This is a genomic window from Streptomyces sp. NPDC091682 (genome assembly GCF_044756625.1).
In the GTDB taxonomy this organism is placed as follows: domain Bacteria; phylum Actinomycetota; class Actinomycetes; order Streptomycetales; family Streptomycetaceae; genus Streptomyces.
Genome location: NZ_JBIVTH010000004.1, coordinates 352,068 through 366,481, shown reverse-complemented (window position 1 = coordinate 366,481; position 14,414 = coordinate 352,068). Strand labels below are relative to the sequence as shown.

Sequence of the window (14,414 nt, the reverse complement as noted above, 5' to 3'; positions counted from 1 at the left end):
ACGAGGAACCCTGTCTCCCCGAGCCTTAACGGAGCCGTCGCCATGGGGCACTACAAGTCGAATCTCCGCGACATCGAGTTCAACCTCTTCGAGGTGCTCGGCCGCGACCAGCAGTACGGCACCGGTCCGTTCGAGGAGATGGACGCGGAGACCGCGAAGAACATCCTGTCCGAGATCGCCCGCCTCGCCGAGAACGAGCTGGCCGAGTCCTTCACGGACGCCGACCGCAACCCGCCGGTCTTCGACCCGGCCACCAACACCGCCCCGGTCCCGGCCTCGTTCAAGAAGAGCTACAAGGCCTTCATGGACTCCGAGTACTGGCGCCTCGGCATCCCGGAGGAGATCGGCGGCACCGTCTCCCCGCGCTCCCTCGTCTGGTCCTACGCGGAGCTCCTGCTCGGCTCGAACCCGGCCGTGTGGATGTACTCCTCCGGCCCGGCGTTCGCCGGCGTCCTCCACGAGGAGGGCAACGAGGCGCAGAAGAAGATCGCCCAGATAGCCGTCGAGAAGCGCTGGGGCTCCACCATGGTCCTCACCGAGCCGGACGCCGGCTCGGACGTGGGCGCCGGCCGCACCAAGGCGGTCCAGCAGGAGGACGGCTCCTGGCACATCGAGGGCGTGAAGCGCTTCATCACCTCCGGTGAGCACGACATGGAGGAGAACATCCTCCACTACGTCCTCGCGCGCCCCGAGGGCCACGGCCCGGGCACCAAGGGCCTGTCCCTCTTCCTCGTCCCGAAGTTCCACTTCGACTGGGAGACCGGCGAGCTGGGCGAGCGCAACGGCGTCTACGCCACGAACGTCGAGCACAAGATGGGCCTCAAGGCCTCCAACACGTGCGAGATGACCTTCGGCGACCAGCACCCCGCCAAGGGTTGGCTGATCGGTGACAAGCACGACGGCATCCGCCAGATGTTCATGATCATCGAGTTCGCCCGCATGATGGTCGGCACGAAGGCCATCGCCACCCTCTCCACCGGCTACCTGAACGCGCTGGAGTACGCCAAGGAGCGCGTGCAGGGTCCGGACCTGGCGAACTTCATGGACAAGACCGCGCCCAAGGTCACCATCACGCACCACCCCGACGTGCGCCGCTCGCTCATGACGCAGAAGGCCTACGCCGAGGGCATGCGCGCCCTGGTCCTCTACACGGCCTCCGTGCAGGACGAGATCCAGGTCAAGCAGGCCGCCGGCCAGGACGCCTCCGCCGAGATCGGCCTGAACGACCTGCTCCTGCCGATCGTGAAGGGCTACGGCTCCGAGAGGTCCTACGAGCAGCTCGCGCAGTCCCTGCAGACCTTCGGCGGCTCCGGGTACCTGCAGGAGTACCCGATCGAGCAGTACATCCGCGACGCCAAGATCGACACCCTCTACGAGGGCACCACGGCCATCCAGGGCCAGGACTTCTTCTTCCGGAAGATCGTCCGCGACCAGGGCGCCTCCCTGAACGTCCTCTCCGAGACGATCAAGAAGTTCCTGGCCGAGGCCGTCGGCGGCGAGGAGCTGGCCGGCGCCCGCGACGCGCTCGCCAAGGCCGCCGTCGACCTGGAGGCCATCGTCGGCCAGATGATCGTCGACCTCACCGCCACCGGCGAGGACGTCAAGAACATCTACAAGGTCGGCCAGAACACCACCCGCCTGCTGATGGCCTCGGGTGACGTGGTCGTCGGTTACCTGCTGCTCAAGGGCGCCGCCGTGGCCGCCGAGAAGCTGGCGACCGCCGCCCCGAAGGACGTCCCCTTCTACACCGGCAAGATCGCCGCCGCGAAGTTCTTCGCGTCCCAGGTCCTGCCGAACGTCTCGGTCGCCCGCGCGCTGGCCGAGGCCGTCGACAACTCCCTCATGGAGCTCGACGAGGCCGCCTTCTAAGAAGGCCGCGCCACCGCCGCGCACACCTACCAGCGGCCGGGCTCCCCGCACAGGGGCCCGGCCGCTGGCGCGTACCCGGCCCCAGGCCCCTGTCCTGCGGCTTTCCCCCGATGTCAGTCGTTCATGGGACGCTCGTACACATGAGTCCACAGGATCAGCACGGCAGCAGGGGGTACTCCGTCCCCACCGGGCGCCCGTACGCCCTCAAGGAGCTGCAGGCGAGCCTGGGCAGCCTCGGCGACCACCTGCGCGAGCTGTACGACGGCGCCCACCCCGCCGAGTACGACACCATCGCCGACGCGCTGTACGTGGCCTTCCAGACGGCCACCGGACTGGCTCCCGCCAAGAGCTACACCGGCTGCCCCGAGCACCCCAACGGCGCCCTGGACCCCGAGGCACCCGAAGGCTGGGGCCGCTGCCTCATCTGCAACGACCGCCGACGCCTCGGCCAGCGCCACCGCGGCGGCCCGCCCGCCGCCCCCGCCGGAGAGCAGCGGCGCCTCGGCTACCCCGTACCGGACCCCCCGTACACGCTTGAGCGGCTGCGCACCTATCTGCGCACCGTCGAGGACCAGCGGTTCCACCTGGGCCTGTCCTCGCCCGCGGACGACTTCGTCCGCATCGCCGACGACCTCCACCGCGCCTTCATCGTCGCCCGCGAACTTTCCCGGCCACGCAACGCCTCGGGATGCGCCGAACATCCCGGCGCGCCGATCGACCCCGACGCTCCAGCCGGTGAGGCCTGTATCTTCTGCGCCGGACGCAAGAGACGCGCGCAGCGCTCCCCGCAGACCCCGGAGATGCTCCCGCGCATCCGCCGGGGCGAGCGCAGGCAGTTGCAGCGCCGCTTCGAGCGTCCGCCGGGCTGAAAACCGACGGGACCGCAGACCACCCACCCTGCGGACCCCGACCTCCGGCCATCCCTCGCAGTCCGGCCACGGCGAACACGACCGTCATTAAGGTGAACGACATGAGCTCTCCCGCCCGCTTCGACCGCGGCCACACCGACGATCTGATGACCTTCCTGACGGCCAGTCCGTCGCCGTACCACGCCGTGGCCAACGCGGCGGAGCGGCTGGAGAAGGCGGGCTTCAGGCAGTTGTCGGAAACGGACGCCTGGGATGCGGGTACCGGGGGCAAGTTCGTGCTCCGCGGTGGTGCGCTCATCGCCTGGTTCGTCCCCGAAGGCGCGGCCGCACACACCCCGTTCCGGATCGTCGGCGCACACACCGACTCCCCGAACCTGCGGGTCAAGCCGCTGCCGGACACGGGCTCGCAGGGCTGGCGGCAGATCGCCGTCGAGATCTACGGCGGCACCCTGCTCAACACCTGGCTGGACCGCGACCTGGGACTGGCCGGGCGGCTGACCCTGCGCGACGGCACCGAGCGCCTGGTGAACGTGGACCGCGCACTGCTGCGCGTGCCCCAACTCGCCGTGCACCTGGACCGGTCGGTCAACAGCGACGGCCTCAAGCTCGACAAGCAGCGGCACATGCAGCCGATCTGGGGGCTGGGCGATGTGCAGGAGGGCGACCTGATCTCCTTCCTGGAGGAGGAAGAGGGCCTGGAACAGGGGTCGGTGGCCGGCTGGGACCTGATGGTCCACTCCATCGAGCCGCCGTCGTACCTGGGCCGCGACCGCGAGCTGGTGGCCGGACCGCGCATGGACAACCTGCTGTCGGTGCACGCGGGCGTCGCGGCGTTGGCCGCGGTCTCCACCGCCGACAAGCTGGACCACATTCCGGTGCTGGCCGCCTTCGACCACGAGGAGAACGGCTCGCAGTCCGACACCGGCGCGGACGGCCCGCTGCTGGGCAACGTGCTGGAACGTTCAGTCTTCGCCCGCGGCGGCTCGTACGAGGACCGCGCGCGGGCCTTCGCGGGCACCATCTGTCTGTCTTCGGACACCGGGCACGCCGTACACCCCAACTACGGTGAGCGGCACGACCCGACGCACCACCCGCGCGCCAACGGCGGACCGATCCTGAAGGTCAACGTCAACCAGCGGTACGCCACCGACGGCAGCGGGCGCGCCGTGTTCGCCGCGGCCTGCGAGCGGGCCGGCATCCCGTGGCAGACCTTCGTCTCCAACAACTCGATGCCCTGCGGCACGACGATCGGCCCGATCACCGCAGCCCGCCACGGCATTCAGACCGTGGACATCGGCGTCGCGATCCTCTCGATGCACAGCGCCCGCGAACTGTGCGGCGCGGACGACCCGTTCCTCCTGGCCAACGCGCTGGTGGCCTTCCTGGAGGGCTGAGCCCTCCAGGAAGACCGCGCCGGCCACCGGCTACCCTTCGGCGTCCATTCCGGCGAGGACGAGGGGCAGCCGGGCGGCGCCGTCGGCGGTGACGCGGAGCGGCACGCCCCAGTCCTGCTGGTGGACGTGGCAGGCCGGGTACTCGTTGGCGGGGTCGTCGTCGCAGGACGCCGCCATCGCCGAGACGTGCAGGACGCCCTCGGTGACCTCCGGGTTCAGCGCGAGCTCCCGGAACAGGTCGGTCCCGGCGCCCTCGCCGTCCGCCAGCAGCTCGGGCGGGGTCGAGGAGACGAGCAGCCGGGTGGAGGGCCCGTAGCGGGTGTCGAGCTTCTGCCCGGCCGGCGCCTGGAAGACCACGTCGAGGCGGAGCGTGCCGGGCGCCACCTCGGTGGCGGCCCGCTGCGTGCGGTGGGCGACCGCGTCCACCCGGACCGCCTCCTCCGGGAGGCGCAGCCGGGTCAGCCGGTGCCGGGCCGACTCGACGACCACGATGTCCTGGCCGACCAGCACGGCGTCGCTGGGCTCGCGCAGATCGGTCGCGAGGGTCGAGACCTGTCCGGTCGCCGGGTCGTAGCGGCGCAGCGCGTGGTTGTACGTGTCGCACACGGCGACCGAGCCGTCGGGCAGGGCCGTCACGCCCAGCGGGTGCTGGAGCAGGGCCTGGGCGGCATCGCCGTCGCGGTGCCCGAAGTCGAACAGCCCGGTGCCGACGGCGGACTTGATCACGTAGCCCTCGTCACCGGCCTCCACGTACCGCAGGGCGCTGGTCTCGGAGTCGGCGATCCACAGCCGGTCCCCGGCGGCCGCGAGCCCCGAGGGCTGGGCGAACCAGGCCTCGGCGGCCGGCCCGTCGAGCAGCCCTTCGTTGGTCGTCCCGGCCGCGACCTCGACCGTCCCGGCCTCCGGGTCCCAGGTCCACAGCTGGTGCACGCCGGCCATGGCGATCCAGACCCGGCCCTGCCACCAGGCCACGTCCCACGGCGAGGACAGGTCCACCTCCAGCGCGGGCCCGGAGGTCGGCGACCCCTGCCACCACTGCCTGCCGGTCCCGGCGACGGTCTCCACGTGCCCGGTGGCCGGGTCGTAGGTGCGCAGCGCGTGGTTGACGGTGTCGGCGACGACGACCTTGCCGTCGGGCAGCAGTGCGAGGCCCTGCGGTTCGCTGAAGCCGTCCCCGGCGAAACCGCGCTCGCCGCTGCCGATGCGGCGCACGACGCTCTCGCCGTCGGCGGCCAGTTCCACGAGCTGGTGCCGGGTGGAGTCGGAGACCAGCAGGTTCCCGGACGGCAGCAGCAGCGCCTTCCCGGGGAAGCGCAGGGCGCCGGCCACCGGCTCGGGCGCCACGTACGGCCCGTCACCGCGCCGCAGCGTGCCCTTGGCCTCGTGCTCGGCCTCCAGCTCCTCGACCAGGCGGGCGATGGCGTGCGCGTGCCCCTCGCCGGCGTGCTGGGCGACGACGTACCCCTCGGGGTCGATCACGACGAGCGTGGGCCAGGCGCGTACGGCGTACTGCTTCCAGGTCGTGAGCTCGGGATCGTCCAGCACCGGGTGGTGCACCTGGTACCGCTCGACGGCATCGACGACGGCGGCGTGCTCGGCCTCGTGCACGAACTTCGGGGAGTGCACGCCGATGATCACGACGGTGTCGCGGTGCTTCTCCTCCAGCTCGCGCAGCTCGTCCAGGACGTGCAGGCAGTTGATGCAGCAGAAGGTCCAGAAGTCGAGGATCGTTATGCGTCCTCGCAGGTCGGCGAGGCTGAGGTCTTTCCCGCCGGTGTTCAGCCAGCCCCCCTTGCCGATCAGCTCGGGGGCACGGACACGGGCACGGCGGCGGGGCGCAGGAGCGGGGGTGGGCTCCGGGGCGACATCGTTCATGCTTCAAGCTTGCCATCCGGGTGTGAACACCGGATCACACCCGTGCAGCAGGAGGAGCGCCGGATCCCGTGGACAGCCCTCAGGGGGTCAGTCGGGTCACCTGGCCCGTCTCCAGGGCCACGTACAGGAGGCCGTCCGGTCCGAAGGCGAGGCCGTGCGGCTCCGCTCCGGGTGCCGGCAGGGCGTGTTCCTCGATCCGGCCGTCGGGGCCGATCGCGCCGACCCGGTTCGTGCCCCACTCGGTGAACCAGCACCGGCCGTCCGGGCCGGCCGTGATGGCGTGCGGGCGGCAGCCTGGATCGGGCAGCGGGTACTCGGTCACTTCGCCCGCGGTGGTGATCCGGGCGATCTGCCCGGCGCCGATCTCCACGCACCACAGCGCGCCGTCGGCGCCCGCCGTGATGCCGACGGGTCCGGCGCCCGGGGTGGGCAGCGGGTGGAGGGTGATCCGGCCGTCGGTGGTGACGCGGCCGACGGCGTTCGCCCGGTTGAGGGTGAACCAGAGCGCCCCGTCCGGGCCGGGCGTGATGAAGGAGGCGAAGGCCTCCCGCACCGGCAGCGGGTACTCGGTGACCTCGCCGGACGTGGTGATGCGGCCGATGCGGTCGGTGTGCAGGGCGGTGTACCAGAGCGCGCCGTCGGGGCCCGCCGCGATGCCGAACGGGCCGCTGCCGGGGGTGGGCAGGTCGTACGCGCGGAACTCGCCCGACACGGTGACGCGGCCGATGCGGTGGTCGCGGGCGCGGGTGAACCACAGCGCGCCGTCGGGGCCCGCGGTGATGACGGAGGGCCCGCACCCGGCGGCTCCCGTGTCGTACCGGGTGACCTCGCCGGCGGTGGTGATCCGGGCGAGGGCGCCCGCGTGGACCAGGGTGGTCCACAGGGCGCCGTCGGGTCCGGCGGCCAGCCCGTAGGGCCCCTCGCCGGGGGCGGCCACGGGGATCGTGGTGGGGGTGTTCGTCACAGGGCTCCTTGCAGGGGTGCGGGGGCGGTGAGGTCGAGGCGGGCGCCGCGCCAGCGGTCGAGCAGCCGCCGGTCGTGGCTGACGACCACCAGGGCTCCCGGGTAGTGGTCGAGGGCGGATTCCAGGTCCTCGGCCAGCGCGAGCGACAGGTGGTTCGTCGGCTCGTCGAGCAGCAGTACGTCGGCCGGCTCCGCCACCAGGCGGGCCAGCGCGAGCCGTTGGCGCTGCCCGGTGGAGAGCTTCCCGACGGGGGTGTCGAGCCGGTCGGCCGCGAACAGGCCCGAGGAGAGCAGCCGTTCGGTGCCCTCGGGGCCGAAGGCCTCGCGGGCGGTGCGGTGCGCCGGGCCCGGATCGGGCTGCTGCGGCAGGTAGCCGGTGCGGCCCCGGCGGGTGATCAGGCCGCTGTCGGGGGCCAGCGCACCGGCGAGGAGGCGCAGCAGGGTGCTCTTGCCGGCCCCGTTCGGTCCGGTGACCAGGAGCCGGTCGCCCGTCGCGAGGGCGAGGTCGAGCGGGTGCAGGCGGCCGTGGACGGCGATGCCCCGGGCGTCGAGCACCGGGCCGGACACGTTCTGGGCCGTCCGCGGCACGGCGGTGAACCGCAGCGGTGCCGTGGGAGCCGGGACCGGCTCGGCCAGCAGCCGGCGCAGCCGTTCCTGTGCGTTGCGGACCCGGCCGGCCAGGGACTGCTGGACGCGTCCGGCGGCCCGGTCGTACGCCATCTTGTTGCCGTCCTTCATCGCCCTGCCCGGTGCCACGCGCCGTGCGGTGGTGGCGGCGGTCTCGCGCAGCCGCGCGGTCTCGGCGCGCCACTCCTCGTGGGCCTGGGCGCGGCGGGCGCGTTCGGCGGCCTTCTCCGCGAGGTAGCCGGCGTAGCCGCCGCCGTAGCGGGTGAGCGCGTGGGTGTCGGCGTCGACCTCGACGAGGGTGGTGGTCACGCGGTCCAGGAAGGTCCGGTCGTGGGAGACGGCGACGGTGGTGCCGGCCCGGCCGCGCAGGTGCTCTTCGAGCCAGGTCAGGGCCGTGTCGTCGAGGTGGTTGGTGGGTTCGTCGAGCAGCAGGACCTCGGGGGAGGCCGCCAGCAGGGCGGCCAGGCGCAGTCGCACCTGCTCGCCGCCGGAGAGGCCGCCGACGCGGCGGTCGCGGTCCAGTGCGACCAGGCCCAGGCCGTGCAGGGCGCGTTCCAGGCGGGCGTCGGCGTCGTACCCGCCGCGCAGTTCGAAGACGGTGAGGAGGTCGCCGTACTCCGGCAGGCCGCTCTCGTCGCCTTCGGTCATGGCCCGTTCCAGTGCGCGCATCCGGGCTTCGACGGTGCGCAGGTCCGTGAGGCCGCGGTCGATGACGTCCTGGACGGTGAGGTGGTCGGGGAGGTGTTCCTCCTGGGCCAGGTGGCCGATGCCGCCGGCGGCGCGGACGGTGACGGTGCCCTGGTCGGGGGTTTCCAGGCCGGCTAAGAGGCGGAGCAGGGTGGACTTGCCCGAGCCGTTCTCGCCGATGATCCCGGTGCGTTCGCCGGGTACGAGGGAGCAGGTGACGGCGTCGAGGACGGGGCGGCCGTCGTAGGACTTGGTGACGGTGCGGAGGGTGAGCTGGGTGAGGCGGGTGGGCCGGGTGGTTCCGGTCGTGGGGTGCGTGAGGACTCCCTAAAGCGACAACTGTTGCGTTAAAATCATGGCATGTCATCCACCACACCCGCAAGCGGTTCACGTCCCGGGGGCCGCAGCGCCCGGATCCGCACCCAGGTCTTGGAGGCCACCGGGGCACAACTGGTCGAGCACGGGTACGACTCGCTCACCGTCGACGCCGTGGCCGAGCGGGCCGGCGTCCACCGCACCACCGTCTACCGCCGCTGGCGGGACGTCGGGGGATTGCTGGCCGACCTCCTGGACACGGCGGCCGACGACGGCTGGGAGCCGGCGGACACCGGAACGTTGGAGGGCGACCTGACGGCGCTGAACGAGGAGATCCTGGCGGGGGTCGCGGCCGATCCCCCGCTGACCACGGCACTGATCGCCGCGTCGTTCCGCTCGGCGCAGGCCGCGCGGGCCCTGCGGGCCTTCTGGGAGCACCGGTACGCGCGCTGCGCGGTGGTCGCGGCACGCGCCGAGGAGCGGGGCGAGCTCTCGCCGGGCACCCGCGCCCGGGAGCTACTGGTCGCGGCGACCGCGCCGATGTACCACGAGCTGGTCCTGCTGGGCACGGCCCCGGACCCGCACCTCCCCGCCGCCGCGGCCCGCACCGCGGCACTGGCGGCCCGGGCCGGCGCCTTCACCGGGCCGTAGCCGGCGGCGGGCGGCGGCCGGGGAGCGGGTCGCGGGGGGGCGGGGCGCCGGTCGCCCCCCGTACCGCTACGCGTAGTCGAAGAGGGCGCTCAGCCGGGGAAGTCGGGCCGATATCTCGTCGGTGTCGTCGAAGTCGAAGTCCCAGGACGGGTCCAGGGCCGGGTAGCTGATCGTGAAGGAGTCCGCGGGCAGTTCGCGGCCGGTGCCGGCCTCATAGGCGGTCCAGGCGATCGACAGGGCCTCCTCGTCCCACAGTTCCAGGCCGTGCTCCGCGGCCTCGCGGACCGCGGGGTGCGCGGCGAGGGAGTCGGGGTCGGCCAGGGCCGTCTCGAAGACCTCCCGGCCCTGGGTGAGGAGCCAGCCGCGGAAGTAGTCGAAGCCGTCGTCCGAGCAGCCCCCGTTGATCACGTAGGCCGCGGCCCAGAGCGGCGCCCGGTAGGACTCCGCCAGCAGGTCCCACAGCACCTGCTGGGACGCGGCTATCTCCGTCGCCGCCCGGTCCGCGAGGAGCTGCGCCGCGCGCGAGGCCACCTCCTCGGGTTCCGCGTCGGCACGGGCCGTCTCGATCAGCTTCCAGAACGTCTGCTTGTCCATGCGGAAAGCCTGGCAGCCGGGTCTGACATCAGGCGGTGGTGCTGAGGAAGGTGTGGAGGGATCTTGTGAGCGCGCCGACGAAGGCGTCCTGCACCGGCGCCGGGACGAGGTCGAGGGACAAGTACGGGTTCAGGTCCTCCAGTTCGACGAGGAGCAGTTCGCCGGACGGCGCACGGCAGGCGTCGACGCGCTGGATGCCGTGGTCGAGGGTGTTCCAGTCGACGAAGGAACGGGCGAAGGCCAGGTCCGCCCCGGTCGGGGCGTAGAGCTCCAGCTCCCAGCGGCGGGCCGGATCGGGGGCGTACAGCGCGTACTGGAAGGCGTCGTCGACGAAGTAGAAGGACACCTCGTACGTGAAGTCGATGCGCGGCTGGATCAGCACGGCCCCGGCCGGCCCGTTCGGTGTCGCGGTGAAGGTGAGGCCGATGGAGTCGGCGCCCTGCTTCGGCTTGACCGCGTACTGCGGCACCTGCGGCAGTTCCGCCAGCCGGGCGGGGTCGTCGACCGTCGGGATCACCGGGTAGCCGGCGGCCGTCAGGTCGAGGAGGTACTGCTTGCCCGCCATGTCGGCGCGGCCGGTGAGCGGGTTGTAGACGCGGGTCCCGGCGGCGAGGGCTGCCGCGCGGAAGGAGTCGTAGGCCTCCTGGTAGTGCAGGACCGGGCCGCTGTTGCGGACGATCACCGCGTCGAAGCCGAGCGGCAGCATGGCTTCCGCGTCCGCGGGATGGCACAGGGCCAGGTCGAACGCGGCGCGCAGCCGGGACGTGAGGAATATGTCCTCGTCGCAGTAGCGGCGGCCGCGTGCGGGGTACGCCAGGTCGGTCACGTAGAGCAGGGGCATGGGGGCAACCTATCGCGGGCCCCGATCAGCGCATGAAACACCTCGTACGGGACAAAATGCCGACCCTCGGGGACGACAGCTGGATCGAGGACGAGGCGGCCGGCACGCGTTCCTCGAAGGAGCGGGGGGACGGGGGGACGCGGTCAGTCCCGATGGTGCTTCCGGGCCGCGAGCTGACCCTGGACGTAGGCGTCGGTGTCCGGTGCGTACGGGCCTCCGTGGTCGAACAGGAGGTCGCTGATGCGCTGCCACTCGGCGGCCTCGGCGCGGGCGGCGGCGTCGGCGCGCTCCAGGTCGCCGACGGTCGCCAGCACGGTCTCGAGGGCGGCATGCGCCTCGTGGTGGGCCAGGCCGGTGGCCCGGTCCCGGACGCGCTCCCGGGCGGTGATCTCCGCGATGGTGGGCTCGTGCGGTTCCAGGGCGGCCTCCAGCACGGCCTCTGCGTCGTCCGTCACGGTGTACCCGCCTCCTCCTCGTCGACCCGGCGGCCGGCGCCGCCCGTCCCCCTCGTCTGCCCGCGGACCCCGGCGCCAAGCCGGCCGGGGTCCGCGGGATTCCCGGGAATCCCCCGGGCCCGTCAGCGGCCCAGGCGGCGGTCCTTCAGGGCCGGGAACTGGGAGCGGGTGTCGGGGACCTTGGCCGGGTCCAGGTCCACGGTGAGGACCTCCTCGCCGGGACCCGCCTCGGCCAGCACCTCGCCCCACGGGTCGACCACCAGGCTGTGCCCGGCCTGCTCCACGCCCGCGTGGGTGCCGGCCAGCCCGCACGCCAGGACGTAGCACTGGTCCTCCACGGCGCGCGCCCGGGCCAGCAGGGTCCAGTGCGAGCGGCGGCGGGCGGGCCAGCCCGCCGCGACGACCATCGTGGTGGCCCCGGCGTCGACCAGGCCGCGGAACAGCTCCGGGAAGCGCAGGTCGTAGCAGGTGGCGATGCCGAGGGTCTGCTCCGGCAGGGTCACCGTGGTCAGGGAGTCCCCGGCCGACATCAGCACCGCCTCGCCCTGGTCGAAGCCGAAGCGGTGGATCTTCCGGTAGGTGGCGGCGAGCTCGCCCGTCGGGGAGAGGACGAGGGCGGTGTTGTAGAGGGAGCCGTCGCCGGCGCGCTCCACGACCGAACCCGCGTGCAGCCAGACGCCGGCGTCGCGCGCCGCCTTCGACATGGCCTCGTAGGTCGGGCCGTCCAGCGGTTCGGCCTCGGTCTCGAACTGCTCGTAGGCGAACGCGCCGACCGGCCACAGCTCCGGCAGGACGACGAGATCGGAGCCCGCCTGCTCCCGTACGAGTTCGGCCATGCGGACGCGTCGGGAAGACACCGACTCGCCCTCGTTCACTGCGATTTGGATCAGCGAGGCGCGCACACTACCACCGTCCTGGCGTTCAAGCCGTCAACTCGGGCCTACGATCGTCACACGAAAGCACTGCCGGGGTGCTCACCGGCAGCGTAGTTTTGGAAACTGAGTCCACCGCTTCCGAAACGCGCCATTGAACAGCACCGCGAGGGGTCCCGTTGACCGTCCAGCCGCATCCCGCCCTCCAGCCCTATGCCGACGCGTGGACACACTCCATCGAGGCGATATCCGAGTTGGTCCTCCCCCTGACGGAGGGCGAGTGGAACCGGGCGACGCCGTGTCCCGGCTGGTCGGTCCGTGATGTCGTGTCGCACATCATCGGCATCGAGTGCGAGCAGCTCGGGGACCCCCGGCCGATCCACACCGTGGCACGGGACCTGCGGCACGTGGTGGACGAGTTCAGCCGGTACATGGAGGTGCAGGTCGACGTGCGGCGCCACCACACCGCGCCGGAAATGACCTCGGAGCTGGAGTACACGGTGATCCGGCGCTCCCGGCAGCTGCGGAACGAGAAGCGGGATCCGGCCACGATGGTCCGCGGGCCGCTCGGTGACCAGGTGACGCTGGAGCAGGCGCTGCGGCTGCGGGCCTTCGACGTGTGGATCCACGAGCAGGACCTGCGGGCGGCGCTGGGGACCCCGGGGAACTGGGATTCGCCGGGCGCGTACGTGGCGCGGGACCTCCTGCTGGCCGGGCTGCCGAAGGTGGTGGCCAAGCGGGCCGGCGCGCCGGCGAACTCGGCCGTGGTCATCGACGTCCACGGCCAGCTGGAATTCATGCGGACGGTACGGGTGGACGCGGAGGGCCGCGGCACGGTGGACAAGTCGCCGTCGCTGGGCCCGGCGGTGACCCTGACGCTGGACTGGGAGACGTACGTCCGCCTGGCGGCGGGCCGGGTCCGGGCGCACACCGTGGCGGACCGGGTGAAGGTGGAGGGCGACGTGGAACTGGCAAACGCCATCCTCACGCAGTTCTCCGTGACCCCGTAGGCGACCGGGTGCAGCCGGGTGGCCCAAGAGGGGCCGCGCGGCGGACCTACGGCGCCTCGCGCCCTGCTGTTTCCGGGAGGGGACACGCACCGGACGCCGGCTCCGGCGCGGGGACGGGGACGGTGACGCGGCCCCGGGCGGCCTCACGGGACAGGGCCAGGGGCCGCAGGCGCAAGATGCTGATCACTCCCAGCGCTTGGAGGACGAAGACCGTGCAGAAGGCGACGCGGTAGTTGTCGCCGGTGGCGTCCAACAGGATGCCGACCGTCAGCAGGGTGGTCATGGACGCGATGAAGCCGCCCATGTTCGTGATGCCGGAGGCGGTGCCCTGGCGCTCCGCCGGATTGGCCGGGCGGGCGAAGTCGAAGCCGATCATCGACGCCGGCCCGCACCCGCCCAGGACCAGGCACAGGGTGACCAGCAGCCACATCGGCGCGCGCCCGCCCGGGAAGGCGAGGACCGACGCCCACAACAGGGCGGTGAGGCCGACCGTGCCCAGGGCGAGCGGGATCCGCGCGGACTGGCGGCGGCCGACGAGCTGGCCGTAGACGAGGCCGAGCACCATGTTCGAGGCGACGACCAGCGTCAGCAGCCCGCCCGCGGTGGTCCGCGGCAGCCCCTGCGCCTCGACCAGGAAGGGCATGCCCCACAGCAGCAGGAAGACCATCGCGGGGAACTGCGTGGTGAAGTGCACCCACAGGCCGAGCCGGGTGCCGGGTTCGGCCCAGGACTCCCGGATCTGGCGGCGCACGAAGCCCCCCGGAGCCCCCGGAACCCCCGGAGCCCCGGCGGCGCGCGGTGCGGGCCCGTATCCCTCCGGGTGGTCCCGCAGCAGCACCAGCGGCACCAGGACCACCAGACCCGCCGCGGCGCTGCCCGCGAAGGCGGCGGTCCAGCCGACCCCGTGCAGGACAGGGGCGAGGACGAGGGTGGAGACGAGGTTGCCCGCCATGCCGACCAGCCCGGCCAGCTGAGCCATCAGCGGCCCGCGCCGGGCCGGGAACCAGCGGGTGCCCAGCCGCAGCACCGATATGAAGGTCATCGCGTCGCCGCAGCCCAGCAGCGCCCGCGCGGCGAGCGCCATCCCGTAGGAGGGCGACAGCGCGAAGCCGAGCTGGCCGGCGGTGAAGAGCACCGCGCCCAGGGTCAGCACCTTCTTGGTGCCGAGCCGGTCGACCATCAGGCCCACCGGTATCTGCATGCCCGCGTAGACCAGCAGCTGGAGGAGGGAGAAGGTGGCCAGCGCCGAGGCGCCCACGTGGAAGCGGTCGGCGGCGTCCAGGCCGGCCACGCCCAGGCTGGTACGGAAGATCACCGCCACGAAGTAGACGGCGACGCCGATGCCCCACACGGCGACGGCCTTCCGGCCGCCCGGCGGGTCGGCGGGCATGT

Annotated in this window: 12 protein-coding genes and 1 pseudogene; 5 read left to right on the top strand and 8 right to left on the bottom strand. The window is 72.6% G+C overall.

What is annotated here, in order from left to right:
• Nucleotides 1–42: 42 nt before the first annotated feature.
• The 3 genes from ACIQK6_RS12330 (at nt 43) to ACIQK6_RS12320 (ending at nt 4,132) form a co-directional block, all read left to right on the top strand.
• Nucleotides 43–1,869 carry an acyl-CoA dehydrogenase gene (locus ACIQK6_RS12330; protein WP_329100097.1) on the top strand — a complete coding sequence of 609 codons (1,827 nt, stop codon included), beginning with the start codon at nt 43–45 and terminating at the stop codon, nt 1,867–1,869.
• Between the two features lie 140 nt (nt 1,870–2,009).
• Entirely contained in the window at nt 2,010–2,738 is a 729-nt protein-coding gene (locus ACIQK6_RS12325) for a hypothetical protein (RefSeq protein ID WP_329100098.1), read from the top strand.
• Between the two features lie 101 nt (nt 2,739–2,839).
• A complete protein-coding gene (locus tag ACIQK6_RS12320; RefSeq protein WP_030016155.1) occupies nt 2,840–4,132 on the top strand; it encodes a M18 family aminopeptidase in 1,293 nt (430 codons plus the stop codon).
• 30 nt (nt 4,133–4,162) lie between these two features.
• Here ACIQK6_RS12320 and ACIQK6_RS12315 read toward each other — a convergent pair whose 3' ends face one another.
• The 3 genes and pseudogenes from ACIQK6_RS12315 to abc-f all read right to left on the bottom strand — a co-directional run.
• Complete coding sequence (locus tag ACIQK6_RS12315; RefSeq protein WP_329100099.1) at nt 4,163–6,007, bottom strand: NHL domain-containing thioredoxin family protein; 1,845 nt, start codon at nt 6,005–6,007, stop codon at nt 4,163–4,165.
• A gap of 79 nt (nt 6,008–6,086) precedes the next feature.
• Entirely contained in the window at nt 6,087–6,971 is an 885-nt protein-coding gene (locus ACIQK6_RS12310) for a virginiamycin B lyase (RefSeq protein WP_329100100.1), read from the bottom strand.
• A pseudogene (abc-f, locus tag ACIQK6_RS12305) lies at nt 6,968–8,566 on the bottom strand (ribosomal protection-like ABC-F family protein); the annotation flags it as partial. The gene ACIQK6_RS12310 and the pseudogene abc-f, both read right to left, overlap by 4 nt.
• A 78-nt stretch (nt 8,567–8,644) precedes the next feature.
• On the opposite strand from abc-f, the gene ACIQK6_RS12300 reads away from it, so the two are divergent.
• Complete coding sequence (locus ACIQK6_RS12300; RefSeq protein WP_329100101.1) at nt 8,645–9,250, top strand: TetR/AcrR family transcriptional regulator; 606 nt, start codon at nt 8,645–8,647, stop codon at nt 9,248–9,250.
• 66 nt (nt 9,251–9,316) lie between these two features.
• Here the strand turns inward: ACIQK6_RS12300 and ACIQK6_RS12295 are convergent, their stop codons facing one another.
• The 4 genes from ACIQK6_RS12295 to ACIQK6_RS12280 all read right to left on the bottom strand — a co-directional run bounded on the left by ACIQK6_RS12295 (nt 9,317) and on the right by ACIQK6_RS12280 (nt 12,042).
• Nucleotides 9,317–9,844 carry a DUF4240 domain-containing protein gene (locus ACIQK6_RS12295; protein ID WP_329100102.1) on the bottom strand — a complete coding sequence of 176 codons (528 nt, stop codon included), beginning with the start codon at nt 9,842–9,844 and terminating at the stop codon, nt 9,317–9,319.
• 28 nt (nt 9,845–9,872) lie between these two features.
• On the bottom strand, nt 9,873–10,685 hold the full coding sequence (locus ACIQK6_RS12290) for a hypothetical protein (RefSeq protein ID WP_329100103.1): 813 nt from the start codon (nt 10,683–10,685) through the stop codon (nt 9,873–9,875).
• 143 nt (nt 10,686–10,828) lie between these two features.
• The gene (locus ACIQK6_RS12285) at nt 10,829–11,140 is read right to left on the bottom strand and encodes a hypothetical protein (RefSeq protein WP_329100104.1); all 312 of its coding nucleotides are present in this window, start codon (nt 11,138–11,140) and stop codon (nt 10,829–10,831) included.
• A gap of 122 nt (nt 11,141–11,262) precedes the next feature.
• Nucleotides 11,263–12,042, bottom strand: a complete 780-nt coding sequence (locus tag ACIQK6_RS12280) for a carbon-nitrogen family hydrolase (RefSeq protein WP_329100105.1) — start codon at nt 12,040–12,042, stop codon at nt 11,263–11,265.
• 149 nt (nt 12,043–12,191) lie between these two features.
• On the opposite strand from ACIQK6_RS12280, the gene ACIQK6_RS12275 reads away from it, so the two are divergent.
• Nucleotides 12,192–13,022, top strand: a complete 831-nt coding sequence (locus tag ACIQK6_RS12275) for a maleylpyruvate isomerase family mycothiol-dependent enzyme (protein ID WP_329100106.1) — start codon at nt 12,192–12,194, stop codon at nt 13,020–13,022.
• Nucleotides 13,023–13,068: 46 nt separating this feature from the next.
• Here ACIQK6_RS12275 and ACIQK6_RS12270 read toward each other — a convergent pair whose 3' ends face one another.
• The gene (locus tag ACIQK6_RS12270) at nt 13,069–14,412 is read right to left on the bottom strand and encodes a nitrate/nitrite transporter (protein WP_402694784.1); all 1,344 of its coding nucleotides are present in this window, start codon (nt 14,410–14,412) and stop codon (nt 13,069–13,071) included.
• Between the last annotated feature and the right edge of the window lie 2 nt (nt 14,413–14,414).

Coding starts and splice junctions, on each gene's coding strand:
- ACIQK6_RS12330 (WP_329100097.1), top strand. CDS start 43: ATGGGGCACTACAAGTCGAATCTCCGCGACATCGAGTTCAACCTCTTC.
- ACIQK6_RS12325 (WP_329100098.1), top strand. CDS start 2,010: ATGAGTCCACAGGATCAGCACGGCAGCAGGGGGTACTCCGTCCCCACC.
- ACIQK6_RS12300 (WP_329100101.1), top strand. CDS start 8,645: ATGTCATCCACCACACCCGCAAGCGGTTCACGTCCCGGGGGCCGCAGC.
- ACIQK6_RS12295 (WP_329100102.1), bottom strand. CDS start 9,844: ATGGACAAGCAGACGTTCTGGAAGCTGATCGAGACGGCCCGTGCCGAC.
- ACIQK6_RS12290 (WP_329100103.1), bottom strand. CDS start 10,685: ATGCCCCTGCTCTACGTGACCGACCTGGCGTACCCCGCACGCGGCCGC.
- ACIQK6_RS12320 (WP_030016155.1), top strand. CDS start 2,840: ATGAGCTCTCCCGCCCGCTTCGACCGCGGCCACACCGACGATCTGATG.
- ACIQK6_RS12270 (WP_402694784.1), bottom strand. CDS start 14,412: ATGCCCGCCGACCCGCCGGGCGGCCGGAAGGCCGTCGCCGTGTGGGGC.
- ACIQK6_RS12315 (WP_329100099.1), bottom strand. CDS start 6,007: ATGAACGATGTCGCCCCGGAGCCCACCCCCGCTCCTGCGCCCCGCCGC.